The following is a 16,162-nucleotide window of genomic DNA, read 5'->3' as shown; positions in this document are numbered from 1 at the left end:
GGGAGGGGGGTGGGACCTGATACCGGGGTATGACCTCCCCCGTCGCGGCGGCCGTCTCGCCCGGGGCGGCGCCCCCGCCCCGGGCAAGGCGCAACCCCCCTCAAAGCTCCGCCAGGAGCTCCGCCTTCTTCGCCGAGAACTCCGCATCCGTCACCAGCCCCGCCCGATGCAGCTCACCCAAGTGCCGAATCCTTTCAGCCACCACCCCCGGATCCCGCTGCTCCACGTCCCGCGCCCCCGCCGCGACCGGCACGGGTACCGGCGCGCGGTCCTTGCCCCGGATCGCGGCGAGAACCGACGCCGCGAAGGTCAGGGACTCGTACACCGGCCCGTAGCGGCCGAGCACGACGCACGCCGGGTCCTGGTCGGGCGGGAGGGTCCGGGGCCCGCCGCCCCGGGGGACGAGCCGCAGGTACCCGTCGTCGCCGTCCGGCGCGCGCCACTCGACCCCGCAGAGGTCCCGTACAGGAAAGACCTGGTCACCGGCCTTCCACTTCTCGGAGGACGCCCTCGTCCCGGACCAGCGGAACGCGACCTCCGAGGTCCCGTCGAAGCCCGCCTTCCCGTCGTACGCCTTGAAGGACTGCGGCCCCGACGGCGGCTCCACCAGGAACCGTTCGGCGGGCGCGAGGCCCCCGTCGACCGCCGCGTACGCCTCGTATCCGGCGGCCCCCGCGGCCCCCGGATGCGACGCGAGCAGCGCCCGCAGCTCGTCCCGGTAGTGCCCGGCGAGCGCCTCGCGTTCCGCCGGGAGCACCAGACGGTACGGATCGCTGCCCTCCTTGAGCTGCCCCGCGGCCGCCTCCATCAGCGGATCGGCGCCCGGCCTCGGCATGGCGCGCAGCACGACGGTGCCCCGCTTGCCGGGCGAGAGCGTCACCGACGCCAGCGCCTCGTGCGGTACGCGTCGCTCGCGCAGCGCCTGGAAGAGCTTCGGCGTGCGGATCCCCCGTTCGAAGCGGATGACGAGGGCGTCGCTCTCGAGCTCCCAGGTGGCATGAATTCCGGCCAGCACATCACCCATACGCCTCATCGTAAGCGGCGTGTGCCTTCGCGTCGCCCCTGTGAAAGGTCCTGAAATTGCGTGATCTACGCGCGTCAGAGCCCTTCCGCGCCGGATATTCCGTCGTGGCAAGCGCTGTCGGCACGTGCGCAGACCAGTCGGCGGTAGGCCCCGACGCCCAGCGCGGCGAAGTTGCCGAGGCTCTCCGTACCCGGCTCGAAATAGCCGCTGTGCCCGAGCGCACCGCGCGCGGAGAGCAGCCGGGCGCCGAACTCCGGCGCGACCGGGTCCGCGCCGTGTCCGACACCGCCCACCTCCAGGTGCGGCACGTCCGCTATCCAGTCGTCGGCGTCCCGCATGGCCCACACGCGCGCGGGGCTGCCGAGGTCGGCGGCCGTGTCGACCCGCATCCCGGGGCTTCCGGCCACGGCCACGTCGGTCACGCGGGCGGGCAGCCGGGGTGCGGCGACCCCGCACAGTACGGAGCCGTAGCTGTGGCAGAAGAGCGCCACGCGCGCGTGCGGGGGCAGTGACTCGGTGAGACCCACCAGGCGTACGGCTCCTTCCTCGGCGAGCCGGCCGGTGACCGCGTCGACGCCGATCCCGGCCGGCGCGGTGTAGTCGGCCCAGGCGATCACCGCCACGCGCGCGCGTGGGGCGGCCCGCCGCTCGGCCGTGTAGAGGGCCTCGGCCATGCCGGCGGGGGCGCCGTACCGGCCGTGGGTCTTCTGGAAGGTGAGGAGGTTGGTGTCGACGCCGGGCACGATCACCGAGACGCGCCGGGCCCTCTCCAGGTCCCCGAGGACCTCGGCGGCCCGCCCCGTACCGGTGGGGTCGAAGGAGAGGACCTGACGGCCGGGCCGCAGCAGTGAGGCGAAGCGGTCGACCCGGCGCCGCGCCTCGTGCCGGCCCTCGGCGGAGAGCCTGGGGTCGTCGACCCTGCTCCGCTCGGCGGCGTACGCGTGGGCGAGGGTGATCCGGTTGGCGCGGTAGCGCAGGGCGAGGGGGGCGCCGTTGAGGTTGCCGACGACGAGCGGGTGCCGGACGGCGAGCCGGGCGCCGCGCGCGGGGCCGAGTGCCGCGAAGAACTCGGCGACGGTACGGGCCGGGGCGGCCGGGTCGGGCAGCGGCCGGTGGTCGATCCCGTCCCGCGCCCAGGCGGCGAGCGCGGCCTCGCGGGACGACCACGGTACGGGCCGGTGCCGGATGGTGGTCCACCCGGTGGTCGCGAGGAGCACGAACACGACGGCGAGCGCGAGCAGCGCGCGCGTGGCGACGAGGGCGGGCGAGGTGTCGACGGAGGTCACGGGCGGCCACCCTACGGTGCGTGACTCCGGCTCTTACGGGGGCGGGGTACCCGGTTCGGGCGCTTGTCAGGCCCGGTCGCGCCCGTGCGGGTCCGACGTCTTCCCGGCCCCGTCCCGCCAGCTCGGGGCGAGCGCCGGGCCGAGGTGGTCGAGGTAGTTCTCGGTCAGCGCGCGGATGGCCTCCAGGCTCTGGTCCGTGCCCCGGCCCCACATCTGCCCGGTCACCCTCATCACCCCGCTGAACGCCGCCACCGCGATCCGGGGCCGCGGGTCCTCGTCGACGTCGAGGCCCTCGCGCGCGGCGATGATCCGGGCGATGGTCTCCTCCATCTCGGTGGAGCGGCGCAGATGGACGGCGAGCAGCGCGGGCGTCGACTCGATCATCTTGTACGTGCTCAGGTGCAGTTCGACCGGGACGACCTCCGCGATCGCCTCGCCGATGGTGTCCCAGGCGCACAGGACGGCGTTGCGCATCGCGTCGAGCGGGGCCTCCGCCGGGGGCCGCTGCCGGAGGGCGTCCACGAACCGCTCCTCCACCATCTGCTGGACGGCGAAGGCGACCTCCTCCTTGGAGGAGAAGTACCGGAAGAAGGTGCGCTGGGAGACCTCCACGGTGTCGACGATCTCGTCGACGGTGGTCCGCTCGTACCCCCGGGTGGTGAAGAGCTCCAGGGCCACCCGGGTCAACGCGTCGCGCGTGCGCTGCTTCTTCCGCTCGCGCAGTCCGGGCACGGTCACGTGGAGGCCTCTCTCCCTGCGTTTCGTCCTGCTCAGCGTACCTGTGAGCTACGTGACAGTTACCGACGTGTGAATCGCTTTGTCAATTGTCAGTGACTGTCACTACCCTCCTTCGCATGACTAGTCAGACCACCGTGGAAAAGGCCCCGCAGGGTCAAGGGGACGCCCGGGAACCCGTTCCGGTCCCGGCGAAGGGGCTGCGCGGCCACCCGTGGTTGACGCTCTTCGGCGTTGCCGTCGGCGTCATGATGGTCGCGCTCGACGGCACGATCGTCGCCATCGCCAACCCCGCCATCAAGACCGACCTCGGCGCCACCCTCGCCCAGGTCCAGTGGATCACCAACGGCTATCTGCTCGCGCTCGCCGTCGCGCTGATCACCGCAGGCAAGCTCGGTGACCGCTTCGGTCACCGGCAGACCTTCCTCATAGGCATCGCCGGTTTCGCCGCCGCCTCCGGCGCGATCGGCCTGTCCCACTCCATCGGGGCCGTGATCGCCTTCCGCGTCCTGCAGGGCCTCTTCGGCGCCCTGCTGATGCCGGCGGCGCTGGGCCTGCTGCGGGCCACCTTCCCCGCCGAGAAGCTGAACATGGCGATCGGCATCTGGGGCATGGTCATCGGCGCGTCCACGGCGGGCGGCCCGATCGTCGGCGGCCTGCTCGTCGAGCACGTCAGCTGGCAGTCCGTCTTCTTCGTGAACGTGCCGGTGGGCGTCGTCGCGCTCGTCCTCGGCCTGCTCATCCTGAAGGACCACCGCGCGGAGAACGCGCCGCGCTCCTTCGACGTCCTCGGCATCCTGCTGCTCTCCGGCGCCATGGCCTCCCTGGTCTGGAGCCTCATCAAGGCCGGCGAGTCCTGGGGCTGGTCCAGTGGCAAGACCTGGGGCTGCCTGATCGGCGCGCTGTTCCTCTTCGCGGTCTTCGCCTTCTGGGAGACGAAGGTCAAGGAGCCGCTGATCCCGCTGGGCATGTTCCGCTCCGTGCCGCTCTCGGCCGGCGTGGTCCTCATGGTCCTGATGGCCTTCGCCTTCATGGGCGGCCTCTTCTTCGTGACCTTCTACCTTCAGGGCGTGAAGGGGCTCAGCCCGGTCGACAGCGGTCTGCACCTGCTGCCGCTGACCGCGATGATGATCGTCTCCTCGCCGCTGGCCGGCGCGCTGATCACCAAGTTCGGGCCGCGCGTGCCGCTCGTCGGCGGCATGGTCTGCACGGCTGTCGCCATGTTCGGCATGATCACGCTCACCGCCGGGACCGGCACCCTCGCCATGTCCCTCTGGTTCGCCCTCCTGGGCCTCGGCCTCGCCCCGGTCATGGTCGGCGCGACCGAGGTCATCGTCGGCAACGCGCCGCTCGAGCTGTCCGGTGTGGCCGGCGGTCTCCAGCAGGCCGCCATGCAGGTCGGTGGCGCGCTGGGCACGGCGGTGCTCGGCGCCGTCATGTCCTCCAAGGTCGCCGACTCCTTCGCGGGGAACTGGAAGGAGGCCGGCATCCCGACCCCGGCCGACCCGCGGCTGGAACAGGCCGCCGAGTTCGGCATGGCCCCGCCGGAGCTGGCCCAGGCGCCGGGCATGACCCCGGAGATCTTCCAGCGGATCACCGGCGTCATCCACGACACCTTCCTCGACGGCATGGGCCTGGCCTTCACCGTCGCCGGTGCCGTCGCCGTCGTCGCGGCGCTCGTCGCCACGCTCACCAAGCGGGGGGAGAACGCGGAGGCGGGCGGCATGGGCGGTCACATCTGACGCCCGCTCCTCAGGGTTCCCGTAGGGGGCCGTCACCCGTTCGCGTGAACGGGGGCGGCCCCTCTTCCATCGCGGGGAGACCTCCGCCATTCTCGTGATTACGGAGAGTGACGAATCGGGGGTTCGCCAGTATGTATACGAAGACAGTCATGATGATCACGGCCGCCCTGGCCGCCCTTCTGACGGCACCGGCCACCGCCCCGGCCGCCGTAGCCGCGCCGGCAGCGGCAGCTGCGGCGGCCGGGACCGCTCTCGGAGCGTGCGGGCCCGGCCGGCTCTGCCTCTGGCCGAGGCCCGACTTCAAGGGCAGGCCGTGGACGTACGAGCTGGCCACGACCGACATCGACAGCTGTGTCGCCCTGCCGGCCGGCGCCTCGGCCCAGTCCCTCGCGAACCGCACGGGGCGGCCGGTCACGACGTACCAGTCGGCGGAGTGCGGGGAGACGGGGGAGTTCGAGACGTATCCGGGGCGGGGGACCTGGGCGCCGCAGACGGCCTACGAGGTCAGAGCGTTCAAGCTCTGGGAGCGGTAGGCGAGGGGACGTCGTGCGGCTCGTCCGGTCCCGGCGGTCCCGGCGGGGCCGTCGCGACCGAGAGTCGCGCGACCTCGGCGCGGAGCTCGCGCACCTCCTGGGTGAGCGCCTCCAGAAGCTCCGTCTGCCGCCGCTCCACCGCGTCGTCGCGGTCGAACCGGGAGATGAACCAGGCCGCGATGTTGGCCGTGACGACACCGAGCAGGGCGATGCCCGAGAGCATCAGGCCCACGGCGAGGACCCGCCCGAGGCCCGTCGTCGGGGCGTGGTCGCCGTAGCCGACCGTGGTCATCGTGGTGAAGGACCACCAGACCGCGTCCCCGAGCGTCTTGATGTTGCCGTTCGGAGCGTCCCGTTCCACGTGCAGCACCGCCAGCGAGCCGAACATCATCAGCCCGACCACCGCGCCCGCCACATACGTGGTGAGCGTTATCTGCGGGGCCATCCGGGCCCGCCGGCCCACGAGGAGGAGCGTGGAGACGACCCGCAGCAGCCGGAGCGGCTGCACCATCGGCAGTATCACCGCGAGCAGGTCCAGCGGATGGCTGCGCACGAAGCGCCAGCGGTCCGGGGCGAGTCCGAGACGGACCAGGTAGTCGAGCGCGAAGGCACCCCAGACGACCCACTCGACGTGGGTGCACAGGCGGTGCACCCACGGCTCGGCGCCGGGAGCCACGATCGGCACCGCGTAGGCGATGCCGAACGCGACCGCGAGCACCAGGAGCGGCGTCTGGGTGCGCTCTTCCCAGCGGAGCTTCATGACGGGCATGAACGGCATCGTAGGGAACGGCGAAGGGCGGCGGGACCACGTCCCACCGCCCTCACCAGCTGAAACGGCGTGGCTGCCGTCAGGCGTCGCCGCCCGCGGCGCCCGGGTCGGCGGCGGCCACGTCGAGGAGCTGGTAGCGGTCCACGGCCTGCTTCAGGGCCGAGCGCTCGACCTTGCCCTCGCGGGCGAGCTCGGTCAGCACGGCGAGCACGATCGACTGCGCGTCGATGTGGAAGTAGCGGCGGGCCGCACCGCGCGTGTCGGCGAAGCCGAAGCCGTCCGCGCCCAGCGAGGTGTACGGGCCGGGCACCCAGCGGGAGATCTGGTCCGGCACCGACCGCATCCAGTCCGAGACCGCGACGAACGGGCCCTCGGAGCCCTGGAGCTTGCGCGTCACGTACGGGACGCGCTGCTCCTCGTCCGGGTGGAGCAGGTTGTGCTCCTCGACCGCCACGGCCTCGCGGCGCAGCTCGGTCCAGGAGGTCGCGGACCAGACGTCGGCCTTGACGTTCCACTCCTCGGCGAGGATCCGCTGCGCCTCGATCGCCCACGGCACGGCGACGCCCGAGGCCATGATCTGCGCGGGGATCGCGCCCGCCTCGCCGGCCTTGAAGCGGTGGATGCCCTGGAGGATGCCGTCCACGTCCACGTTCTCGGGCTCGGCGGGGTGCTGGATCGGCTCGTTGTAGACGGTCAGGTAGTAGAAGACGTCCTCGGCCTCGGGGCCGTACATCCGGCGCAGACCGTCCTTGACGATGTGCGCGATCTCGAAACCGTACGCCGGGTCGTAGGCGATGCAGGCCGGGTTGGTCGAAGCGAGGAGGTGGGAGTGGCCGTCGGCGTGCTGGAGGCCCTCGCCGGTCAGCGTCGTCCGGCCGGCGGTGGCGCCGAGCACGAAGCCGCGCGCCAGCTGGTCGGCCATCTGCCAGAACTGGTCGCCGGTCCGCTGGAAGCCGAACATCGAGTAGAAGACGTACACCGGGATCAGCGGCTCGCCGTGCGTGGCGTACGCCGAACCGGCGGCGATCAGCGAGGCCGTGCAGCCGGCCTCGGAGATGCCGTCGTGCAGCATCTGGCCGGTCGGCGACTCCTTGTAGGCGAGGAGGAGTTCGCGGTCCACCGCCTCGTACTGCTGCCCCAGCGGGTTGTAGATCTTGGCGCTCGGGAAGAACGCGTCCATGCCGAAGGTGCGGTACTCGTCGGGGGCGATCAGCACGAAGCGCTTGCCGATCTCCTTGTCCCGCATGAGGTCCTTCAGGATGCGGACGAAGGCCATCGTGGTGGCGATCGACTGCTGCCCGGAGCCCTTCTTGGCCGCCGCGTAGGCCTTGTCGTCGGGGAGGGCCAGCGGCTTCGCCCGCACGACCCGGGTGGGCACGTACCCGCCCAGCGCCCGGCGGCGGTCGTGCATGTACTGGATCTCCTCGGAGTCCCGGCCGGGGTGGTAGTACGGCGGCAGACCGTCCTCCAACTGCCGGTCCGTCACCGGGATGTGCAGCCGGTCGCGGAAGCGCTTGAGGTCGTCGACCGTCAGCTTCTTCATCTGGTGGGTCGCGTTGCGGCCCTCGAAGTTCGGTCCCAGCGTCCAGCCCTTGACGGTCTGCGCGAGGATCACGGTCGGCTGGCCCGCGTGGGCCTTCGCCGCCGCGTAGGCCGCGTAGATCTTCTTGTGGTCGTGGCCGCCGCGGCCCAGGTGCAAGATCTGCTGGTCCGACATGCCCTCGACCATGGCCCGCAGCCGGTGGTCGTCGCCGAAGAAGTGGTCCCGGATGTAGCCGCCGGTCTCCGTGGCGTACGTCTGGAACTGGCCGTCCGGGGTGGTGTTCAGCTTGTTGACCAGGATGCCGTCGCGGTCCTGCGCGAGCAGCGGGTCCCAGGAGCGGTCCCAGATCAGCTTGATGACGTTCCAGCCGTTGCCCCGGAAGATCGACTCCAGCTCCTGGATGATCTTGCCGTTGCCGCGGACCGGGCCGTCGAGCCGCTGGAGGTTGCAGTTCACGACGAAGGTGAGGTTGTCCAGACCCTCGCGGGCGGCGATGGACAGCTGGCCGAGCGACTCGACCTCGTCCATCTCGCCGTCGCCGAGGAAGGCCCAGACGTGCGACTTGGAGGTGTCGGCGATGCCGCGCGCCTCCATGTACCGGTTCATCCGCGCCTGGTAGATCGCGCCGAGCGGGCCGAGACCCATCGACACGGTCGGGAACTCCCAGAAGTCCGGCATCAGCCGCGGATGCGGGTACGACGAGAGACCGTTCGGGAACTTCGACCTCTCCTGGCGGAAGCCGTCCAGCTGGGTGTCGCTCAGCCGGTCGAGAAGGTACGCGCGGGCGTAGATACCGGGGGAGGCGTGCCCCTGGAAGAAGATCTGGTCGCCGCCGTCACCCTCGTCCTTGCCGCGGAAGAAGTGGTTGAAGCCGACGTCGTACAGGGAGGCCGAGGAGGCGAAGGTCGCGATGTGACCGCCGACGCCGATGCCGGGGCGCTGGGCGCGCGAGACCATCACGGCCGCGTTCCACCGGGTGGCGTTGAGGACCTTGCGCTCGATCTCCTCGTTGCCCGGGAAGAACGGCTCGTCCTTGGTGGCGATGGTGTTGACGTAGTCCGTGCTGCGCATCTCGGGCACGGCCACGCGCTTCTCGCGGGCCCGCTCGATCAGCCGGAGCATGAGGTAGCGGGCACGCTCACGGCCCCGCTCGTCGACGGCGGCATCGAGGGAGTCGAGCCATTCCTGGGTCTCTTCCGGGTCGAAATCCGGGACCTGGCTGGGAAGGCCGCCAATGATGATCGGGTTGCGATCGGATCCGGGAGCCACGCTCTTCCTTCGCTGTTCGGTGGAGCCCACGAGGCCACGGGGGTGGTGGGGATGTCCATCGTGTACCCGGACGGCGGCGGACGTCACATTTACCCAGGGGTAACCCCCGGGGGGTGCCCCGCCGTGCCCTCCAGACCTCCGGCAGACCTCCGGGTGCGGTCAAATCGCAACCTTACGCCCAACCCGCGCATGCGTTTCGTGCGGACGTTCGGCAGACTGAAACCGCAGACGTCCTTAAAACCGGACGAATCATGTGTGCCTGATCACGGAGGAGGGTCCGACGATGCCGGAAGTTGGGGCGAGACGGCCCCAAACGTCACCGTTTCGGCGGTCTCGGAGGCCGGGTACTTGCGCGATCCGCCCCGGCACGTGTGGACTACGGCCAGCGCCGCGCGCATACGCGTGGCCCACAGCATTTACCGAATGAGCAGGAGGCAAGCCGTGAGCGCGACCGCGGACCACGCGGAGGAGCGGACCAACCCGGCAGCGAGGCTGGGGTTCGAGCCCGGACAGGTGGTCCAGGAGATCGGCTACGACGACGACGTCGACCAGGATCTCCGTGAAGGCATCGAGTCCGTCATCGGAACCGACCTCGTGGACGAGGACTACGACGACGTCGCCGACGTCGTCGTGCTGTGGTTCCGTGACGAGGACGGCGATCTCACCGACGCACTGGTGGACGCCATCGGTCTTCTGGAAGACGGCGGCAACATCTGGCTGCTGACCCCGAAGACCGGCCGTGACGGCTACATCGAGCCGTCCGACATCCAGGATGCCGCGCAGACAGCTGGTCTCTCCCAGACCAAGAGCATCAGCATCGCCAAGGACTGGACGGGCACCCGCCTGGCCGCTCCCAAGCGCTGATCACCACGCTAGCGAGAAGCCCCCGCCGGTCCACCGGCGGGGGCTTTCGCGCGCAGGCCGTAGGGTGGGGTTCACCGGTACGGCCCAAGGCCCGGGCCCCGTCGAAAGGGACGCGTACGCGATGGCGATCGAGGTCGGCACCAAGGCCCCGGAATTCGAGCTCAAGGACAACCACGGCCGGACCGTGCGGCTCTCCGACTTCCGCGGCGAGAAGAACGTGGTGCTGCTCTTCTATCCCTTCGCCTTCACCGGCGTCTGCACCGGTGAGCTGCGCGAGCTCCGCGACAACCTCGACGCGTTCGTCAACGACGACACCCAGCTCCTCGCCGTCTCCAACGACTCCATCCACACCCTCCGCGTCTTCGGCGACCAGGAGGGCCTGGAATTCCCGCTGCTCTCCGACTTCTGGAAGCACGGCGAGGCCTCCCGGGCGTACGGCGTCTTCGACGAGGAGAAGGGCTGCGCGGTCCGCGGCACCTTCGTCATCGACAAGGCGGGTGTCGTCCGCTGGACCGTCGTGAACGCCCTGTCGGACGCCCGCGACGCCGGCGACTACGTCAAGGCCCTCGAAGCCCTCTGAGCGTCCCCGGGTCCGACACCCTCGGATTCACCGGGCGAATCGACTGTTTCGACCGGGAACCCGTCACTAGGATCCAGTCGTTGATCCGATGCCAACGCACCACCGGGGGCGCTGCCCCTGAAAACCTATGGAGGGACTCGTGGGAGTCAGCCTCAGCAAGGGCGGCAACGTCTCGCTGACCAAGGAGGCCCCTGGCCTCACCGCCGTGACCGTCGGTCTGGGCTGGGACGTCCGCACCACCACCGGTACGGACTTCGACCTCGACGCCAGCGCCATCCTGGTGAGCGAGGAGGGCAAGGTCCGCAACGACCAGGACTTCGTCTTCTTCAACAACCTGAAGAGCGCGGACGGCTCGGTCGAGCACACCGGTGACAACCTCACCGGCGAGGGCGAGGGCGACGACGAGCAGGTCAAGGTCAGCCTGGCCACCGTGCCGGCCGACGTCGCCAAGATCGTCTTCCCGGTCTCGATCTACGACGCGGAGAACCGCCAGCAGTCCTTCGGCCAGGTGCGCAACGCGTTCATCCGCGTCGTGAACCAGGCCGGCGGTGCCGAGATCGCGCGGTACGACCTCTCCGAGGACGCCTCGACCGAGACCGCCATGGTCTTCGGCGAGCTCTACCGCCACGGCGCGGAGTGGAAGTTCCGCGCCGTCGGCCAGGGGTACGCCTCGGGTCTGCGCGGCATCGCGCAGGACTTCGGCGTCAACGTCTGAGCCGAACCCTTCGAACCGTCCGGCGCCGCACGTCCCGTGCGGCGCCGGACGTGCCTCATCACCACCGGGGAGGAACAGCATCATGGGCGTCACGCTCGCCAAGGGAGGCAATGTCTCCCTCTCCAAGGCCGCACCCAACCTCACCCAGGTCCTCGTGGGGCTCGGCTGGGACGCGCGCTCCACCACCGGAGCCCCCTTCGACCTCGACGCCAGCGCGCTGCTGTGCCAGGCCGGCCGGGTGCTCGGGGACGAGTACTTCGTCTTCTACAACCAGCTCCGCAGCCCCGAGGGCTCCGTCGAACACACCGGCGACAACCTCACTGGTGAGGGTGACGGGGACGACGAGTCCCTCCTCGTGGACCTCACCAAGGTGCCGGCCCACTGCGACAAGATCGTCTTCCCGGTGTCGATCCATGACGCCGACAACCGCGGCCAGAGCTTCGGCCAGGTCAGCAACGCATTCATCCGCGTCGTGAACCAGATGGACGGCCAGGAACTCGCCCGGTACGACCTCTCCGAGGACGCCTCCACCGAGACCGCGATGATCTTCGGCGAGCTCTATCGCTACAACGGCGAATGGAAGTTCCGGGCGGTGGGACAGGGGTACGCGTCCGGGCTCCGGGGCATCGCTCTAGACTTCGGGGTCAACGTTTCGTAAAGCCTGTAATTTCACGATGGGGTAGACAGTGATTCTGAAAACCTTCGGCTGGTCGTTCGCGATCACTGTGCTCGGCTTGGCCGCGGCGGTGGCCTACGGGGGATGGAAGGCGTTCGGGATCGTCGCGATCCTCTGCGTCCTCGAGATCTCCCTCTCGTTCGACAACGCGGTGGTCAACGCCGGAATCCTGCAGAAGATGAATGCCTTCTGGCAGAAGATCTTCCTCACGGTCGGCGTGCTCATCGCCGTCTTCGGCATGCGGCTCGTCTTCCCCGTCGTGATCGTCGCCATCAGCGCCAAGATCGGCCCCATCGAGGCCGTCGACCTCGCGCTCAACGACGCGGACAGGTACCAGGAACTGGTGACCGACGCGCACCCGTCGATCGCCGCCTTCGGTGGCATGTTCCTGCTGATGATCTTCCTCGACTTCATTTTCGAGGACCGTGACATCCAGTGGCTGCGCTGGATCGAGCGCCCGCTGGCCAAGCTCGGCAAGGTCGACATGCTGTCGGTCTGCATCGCCCTCGTCGTCCTGCTGGTCAGCGCGATGACCTTCGCCACCCACGCCCACCAGCACGGCGGTATGCACGTCGACAAGGCCCAGACGGTCCTGATCTCCGGCATCGCCGGCCTCATCACGTACCTCGTCGTCGGCGGTCTCTCCGGCTACTTCGAGAACAAGCTGGAGGAGGAAGAGGAGCGCGAGCACGAGGCCGAGGAAGAGGCCAAGCGCAGCGGCAAGAAGGTCTCCGCGGTCCAGCTGGCCGGCAAGGCCGCCTTCTTCATGTTCCTCTACCTCGAGGTCCTCGACGCCTCCTTCTCCTTCGACGGTGTCATCGGAGCCTTCGCCGTCACCAACGACATCGTCCTGATGGCGCTCGGCCTCGGCGTCGGCGCCATGTACGTCCGTTCGCTGACGGTCTACCTGGTCCGCCAGGGCACCCTCGACGACTACGTCTACCTGGAGCACGGCGCCCACTACGCGATCGGCGCCCTCGCCGTGCTGCTCCTGGTCACCATCCAGTACGAGATCCCCGAGGTCATCACCGGCTCCATCGGCGTCATCCTCATCGCCTGGTCCTTCTGGTCCTCCGTCCGCCGCAACAAGCGGATCGCGGCGGCCGAGGGAGGCTCAGGCTCCTCGGACGACAAGACAGAGGTGCCGTCCGGGGTGTGACACCCCCGGCAGCGAGGAACGCTTCACTGCGGGGCGGCCGATGCACCGGCCGCCCCGCAGGCATGTGCGCGGTGCAGACGACCAGTGGGGGGTGAAGGCGGCATGGCCTTCTGGGACAACCTTTTTCCGCCGAAGACGGCGCACTTCGACTCGGGCAGCGCCGCGTCGAACTCGATCGACCTGACGAAGCGGCGCCCGTCCGTCTCGCTCACCAAGCAGGGCGCGGCCACCGGCAACCTCCGGGTGAACCTGTCCTGGCGGATGCGCACCTCCGACATCGAGGGCCGCTCCCGCCAGAGCGGACGGCTGCTGCGGAACCCCGCCCAGCTCTTCAAGCCCGAGGTCGTCCAGGCCCACACCCAGGGCATGGTCAACGTCGACCTCGACCTGGGCTGCCTCTACGAGCTCACCGACGGCAGCAAGGGGGTCGTGCAGCCGCTCGGCGGCTTCTTCGGGGACCTCAACACCGCCCCGTACGTGAAGCTCAGCGGCGACGACCGCTTCGGCGGCTCCTCGGGGGAGACGATCTTCGTCAACCTGGACTGCCGGGACGAGCTCAAGCGCCTGCTGTTCTTCGTGTACATCTACGACCAGACACCGGCCTTCGACCGGACGCACGCCAAGGTCACGCTCTACCCGAGCAACGGCCCCCGGATCGAGATCGACCTCGACGAGCGCGCCCCGCAGGCCCGCTCCTGCGCCGTCTTCTCCATGGAGAACGTCAAGGGCGAGCTGATCGTCCGCCGCGAGGTGCGGTTCGTCTACGGCTTCCAGGCCGAACTGGACCGGCTGTACGGCTGGGGACTCCAGTGGGGACGCGGCTACAAGACCAAGGCCTGACCCCTTGCCCCTCGGCTCAGGTCCGGACGAACTGCGGGCCCATCGGCGGCATGCGGAAGTCCGGCGCCGGGTTCTGCGCAGGCGCGGTCACCGGCTGCGGGTAGCCGTACGCGGGGGCTGCCGGGGCGTTCACGGGCGGCTGCGGGTAGCCGTAGGCGGGCGCCCGGTCAGGCATGGGCGGTACGGTCGGCTGCGGCGGTACGGGGGTGTGGACCACGGTCGCGTCGAGATCTGGCCCGTGAGGACCGGTGGCGGGGGAGCCGGGGCCTGCGGCGGGCTCCTGGGTCCCGGAGGCGCCGGAGGCGTCGCCAGTGGAACTCAGGGCGTCCTGAGCGTCCTGGGCCGCCTGCGCGGCCTCCTGCGCGGCGTCCTCGTCGACCGAGATGCCGAAGTCCGTGGCGAGACCGACGAGCCCCGTCAGGTACCCCTGCCCCACCGCGCGGAACTTCCAGCCGTCCCCGCGCCGGTACAGCTCGCCGCAGATGACCGCCGTCTCCTCGCCGGTCTCGGCCGTCACGTCGAACAGCGCCAGCGGCTCGTGGTCGGGACCCGCCCCCGCGTCGTACAGCAGGATCCGCAGGTCGGAGACGGACCGGAAGGTGCCGCCGTCGGAGGAGGCCGCGATCACCACCCGGTCGACCGAGGCTTCGAGCCCGGCCAGGTCGGCCTCCACGGTGTCCGTCAGCCCCTCGGCGACCCGCTTCTTCGGCAGCCGCCGCACCAGGCCCGAGGGGTGGCGCGGCTGGTTGTAGAAGACGAAGTCCTCGTCGGACCGCACGCGCCCCGACGGCCCGAGGAGCAGGGCCGAGGCATCCACGTCGGGGACCCCGGGGCCCGGGGTCCAGCGGAGCACGGCCCGTACGGCCGCGGTGTCGAGAGGGACGTTGGAGCCCTTCAGCATCGCGTGCGTCATGACCGCAATCCTGCCCTCCCGTCCGACCCGCGGACAACGCGGGGGCGCCACCGATGCCGGGCCGGGGCGACGGATGCTGACGAGTTACCTGAATTTCATGCAGGGTGGGAACTACGGACACCCGCACCTACGTACTATTACCGGCCACATGTCATCAGGGCCCGAACCGGCAGACGGGGGACTCACATGCGTCATTTCGGGCACATCCCGTCCGCGGTGCGGACCGGGCTGTTCCACCGCGAGCCGGTCGAGTTCACGGCCGACTCGCCCGCCCGCACGCTGGCGGTGGCCCTCGGCGCCACGCTCTACAGCCCCGCCACCCGGCCGCGGCTCGCGGACGCCGTGCGCAAGCAGGCCGCGCGGGGAGTGGTCTCGATGGTGCTCTGCCTGGAGGACTCGATCAGCGACGCCGAGGTCGAGGCGGGCGAGGCCAACCTCGTCCGGGAGTTCGCGGACCTCGCCGCCGGGGCGTCGACGCACGCCGACACCGACACGGGCGCTCCGACGGGCTCGGACTCCGCCACCGGGACCGGGACGTCGACGCACGCCGACACCGCCACCGGGCCCGTGGCGCTCACCGGCACCGACACCGCCACCGGGCCCGTGACGGCCGCCGACACCGCCACGGACCTGCCCCTGCTCTTCATCCGGGTGCGCGAACCGCGCCAGATCACCGACCTCGTCGACCGCCTCGGCGCGTCCGTGCGCCTGCTGTCCGGATTCGTGCTGCCCAAGTTCACCGAGGCCCGAGGTCACGCCTTCCTCGAAGCGCTCGCCCAGGCCGAGCGGACCAGCGGCCGGCGCCTCTTCGCCATGCCCGTCCTGGAGTCCCCCGAACTCCTCCACCTGGAGACCCGGGCCGAGACCCTCGCCGGCATCGCCGCGATCACCGACAAGTACCGCGACCGCGTCCTCGCCCTCCGCCTCGGTGTCACCGACTTCTGCTCCGCCTACGGGCTGCGTCGCTCGCCCGACATGACCGCCTACGACATCAAGATCGTCGCGAACGTCATCGCCGACGTCGTCAACGTCCTCGGCCGCTCCGACGGCACCGGCTTCACCGTCACCGGCCCCGTCTGGGAGTACTTCCGACCCGGCGAGCGCATGTTCAAGCCACAGCTGCGCCGCAGCCCCTTCCTCGAAGGCCGCGCCGAGGACCTGCGCACCGCCCTGATCCAGCACGACCTCGACGGACTGCTCCGCGAGATCGAACTCGACCGGGCCAACGGCCTGCTCGGCAAGACCTGCATCCACCCCACCCACGTGGTGCCGGTGCACGCCCTGTCCGTGGTCAGCCACGAGGAGTGGAGCGACGCCCAGGACATCCTGCGGCCCGACCGGGACGGCGGCGGAGTGCTCCGTTCCGCCTATACGAACAAAATGAACGAGGTGAAGCCGCATCGCGCGTGGGCCGAGCGCACCCTCCTGCGCGCCGAGGTGTTCGGCGTCGCCAAGGAGGACGTCGGCTTCGTGGATCTGCTCACCGCCGGCCTGGCCGGCTGACGAAGGGACGT

General features: G+C 70.3%; 15 protein-coding genes. 9 read left to right on the top strand and 6 right to left on the bottom strand.

Annotation, left to right across the window (positions count from 1 at the left end; genetic code table 11):
- Positions 1 to 100: 100 nt before the first annotated feature.
- The 3 genes from ACZ51I_RS02940 to ACZ51I_RS02930 all read right to left on the bottom strand — a co-directional run bounded on the left by ACZ51I_RS02940 (position 101) and on the right by ACZ51I_RS02930 (position 3,048).
- A complete protein-coding gene (locus ACZ51I_RS02940) occupies positions 101 to 1,024 on the bottom strand; it encodes a DUF4429 domain-containing protein (protein ID WP_468871090.1) in 924 nt (307 codons plus the stop codon).
- Positions 1,025 to 1,098: 74 nt separating this feature from the next.
- On the bottom strand, positions 1,099 to 2,310 hold the full coding sequence (locus tag ACZ51I_RS02935) for an alpha/beta hydrolase (RefSeq protein ID WP_468871088.1): 1,212 nt from the start codon (positions 2,308 to 2,310) through the stop codon (positions 1,099 to 1,101).
- 66 nt (positions 2,311 to 2,376) lie between these two features.
- On the bottom strand, positions 2,377 to 3,048 hold the full coding sequence (locus tag ACZ51I_RS02930; protein ID WP_468871087.1) for a TetR/AcrR family transcriptional regulator: 672 nt from the start codon (positions 3,046 to 3,048) through the stop codon (positions 2,377 to 2,379).
- Positions 3,049 to 3,164: 116 nt separating this feature from the next.
- Here ACZ51I_RS02930 and ACZ51I_RS02925 point away from each other — a divergent pair, with 116 nt between their 5' ends.
- Positions 3,165 to 4,787 carry an MFS transporter gene (locus tag ACZ51I_RS02925; RefSeq protein WP_468871085.1) on the top strand — a complete coding sequence of 541 codons (1,623 nt, stop codon included), beginning with the start codon at positions 3,165 to 3,167 and terminating at the stop codon, positions 4,785 to 4,787.
- 149 nt (positions 4,788 to 4,936) lie between these two features.
- Positions 4,937 to 5,320 carry a peptidase inhibitor family I36 protein gene (locus ACZ51I_RS02920; protein WP_468871084.1) on the top strand — a complete coding sequence of 128 codons (384 nt, stop codon included), beginning with the start codon at positions 4,937 to 4,939 and terminating at the stop codon, positions 5,318 to 5,320.
- Here the strand turns inward: ACZ51I_RS02920 and ACZ51I_RS02915 are convergent.
- Both ACZ51I_RS02915 and aceE read right to left on the bottom strand, forming a co-directional pair.
- On the bottom strand, positions 5,301 to 6,089 hold the full coding sequence (locus tag ACZ51I_RS02915; protein ID WP_468871083.1) for a potassium channel family protein: 789 nt from the start codon (positions 6,087 to 6,089) through the stop codon (positions 5,301 to 5,303). The genes ACZ51I_RS02920 and ACZ51I_RS02915 overlap by 20 nt on opposite strands.
- A 79-nt stretch (positions 6,090 to 6,168) precedes the next feature.
- Complete coding sequence (gene aceE, locus ACZ51I_RS02910) at positions 6,169 to 8,901, bottom strand: pyruvate dehydrogenase (acetyl-transferring), homodimeric type (protein ID WP_468871082.1); 2,733 nt, start codon at positions 8,899 to 8,901, stop codon at positions 6,169 to 6,171.
- A 441-nt stretch (positions 8,902 to 9,342) separates the two neighbouring features.
- Between aceE and ACZ51I_RS02905 the strand changes: the two genes are divergently transcribed.
- The 6 genes from ACZ51I_RS02905 to ACZ51I_RS02880 all read left to right on the top strand — a co-directional run bounded on the left by ACZ51I_RS02905 (position 9,343) and on the right by ACZ51I_RS02880 (position 13,735).
- Positions 9,343 to 9,765: a DUF3052 domain-containing protein gene (locus ACZ51I_RS02905; protein ID WP_189802002.1), complete on the top strand. Its 423-nt coding sequence runs from the start codon at positions 9,343 to 9,345 to the stop codon at positions 9,763 to 9,765.
- A 121-nt stretch (positions 9,766 to 9,886) separates the two neighbouring features.
- On the top strand, positions 9,887 to 10,345 hold the full coding sequence (locus ACZ51I_RS02900) for a peroxiredoxin (RefSeq protein ID WP_468871080.1): 459 nt from the start codon (positions 9,887 to 9,889) through the stop codon (positions 10,343 to 10,345).
- A gap of 139 nt (positions 10,346 to 10,484) precedes the next feature.
- Entirely contained in the window at positions 10,485 to 11,060 is a 576-nt protein-coding gene (locus ACZ51I_RS02895; RefSeq protein WP_026058190.1) for a TerD family protein, read from the top strand.
- A gap of 82 nt (positions 11,061 to 11,142) precedes the next feature.
- The gene (locus ACZ51I_RS02890; RefSeq protein ID WP_468871078.1) at positions 11,143 to 11,718 is read left to right on the top strand and encodes a TerD family protein; all 576 of its coding nucleotides are present in this window, start codon (positions 11,143 to 11,145) and stop codon (positions 11,716 to 11,718) included.
- 28 nt (positions 11,719 to 11,746) lie between these two features.
- Entirely contained in the window at positions 11,747 to 12,895 is a 1,149-nt protein-coding gene (locus tag ACZ51I_RS02885; protein WP_468871077.1) for a DUF475 domain-containing protein, read from the top strand.
- Between the two features lie 102 nt (positions 12,896 to 12,997).
- Positions 12,998 to 13,735: a TerD family protein gene (locus ACZ51I_RS02880; RefSeq protein ID WP_468871076.1), complete on the top strand. Its 738-nt coding sequence runs from the start codon at positions 12,998 to 13,000 to the stop codon at positions 13,733 to 13,735.
- A gap of 16 nt (positions 13,736 to 13,751) precedes the next feature.
- Here ACZ51I_RS02880 and ACZ51I_RS02875 read toward each other — a convergent pair whose 3' ends face one another.
- Positions 13,752 to 14,648, bottom strand: a complete 897-nt coding sequence (locus ACZ51I_RS02875; protein WP_468871075.1) for a TerD family protein — start codon at positions 14,646 to 14,648, stop codon at positions 13,752 to 13,754.
- Between the two features lie 186 nt (positions 14,649 to 14,834).
- Between ACZ51I_RS02875 and ACZ51I_RS02870 the strand changes: the two genes are divergently transcribed.
- The gene (locus ACZ51I_RS02870) at positions 14,835 to 16,151 is read left to right on the top strand and encodes an HpcH/HpaI aldolase/citrate lyase family protein (RefSeq protein ID WP_468871073.1); all 1,317 of its coding nucleotides are present in this window, start codon (positions 14,835 to 14,837) and stop codon (positions 16,149 to 16,151) included.
- Positions 16,152 to 16,162 lie beyond the last annotated feature (11 nt).

The organism is Streptomyces sp. NPDC034084, from assembly GCF_055575535.1.
The sequence above is the reverse complement of the archived record's forward strand: the minus strand, read 5'-3'. Positions and strand labels throughout refer to the sequence as shown.

What these genes read in the sequence shown, in the direction of transcription:
- ACZ51I_RS02890 (WP_468871078.1), top strand. Translation starts at nt 11,143, where the DNA reads ATGGGCGTCACGCTCGCCAAGGGAGGCAATGTCTCCCTCTCCAAGGCC.
- ACZ51I_RS02870 (WP_468871073.1), top strand. Translation starts at nt 14,835, where the DNA reads ATGCGTCATTTCGGGCACATCCCGTCCGCGGTGCGGACCGGGCTGTTC.
- ACZ51I_RS02900 (WP_468871080.1), top strand. Translation starts at nt 9,887, where the DNA reads ATGGCGATCGAGGTCGGCACCAAGGCCCCGGAATTCGAGCTCAAGGAC.
- ACZ51I_RS02880 (WP_468871076.1), top strand. Translation starts at nt 12,998, where the DNA reads ATGGCCTTCTGGGACAACCTTTTTCCGCCGAAGACGGCGCACTTCGAC.
- ACZ51I_RS02940 (WP_468871090.1), bottom strand. Translation starts at nt 1,024, where the DNA reads ATGGGTGATGTGCTGGCCGGAATTCATGCCACCTGGGAGCTCGAGAGC.
- ACZ51I_RS02915 (WP_468871083.1), bottom strand. Translation starts at nt 6,089, where the DNA reads ATGCCCGTCATGAAGCTCCGCTGGGAAGAGCGCACCCAGACGCCGCTC.
- ACZ51I_RS02875 (WP_468871075.1), bottom strand. Translation starts at nt 14,648, where the DNA reads ATGACGCACGCGATGCTGAAGGGCTCCAACGTCCCTCTCGACACCGCG.
- ACZ51I_RS02920 (WP_468871084.1), top strand. Translation starts at nt 4,937, where the DNA reads ATGATGATCACGGCCGCCCTGGCCGCCCTTCTGACGGCACCGGCCACC.
- ACZ51I_RS02925 (WP_468871085.1), top strand. Translation starts at nt 3,165, where the DNA reads ATGACTAGTCAGACCACCGTGGAAAAGGCCCCGCAGGGTCAAGGGGAC.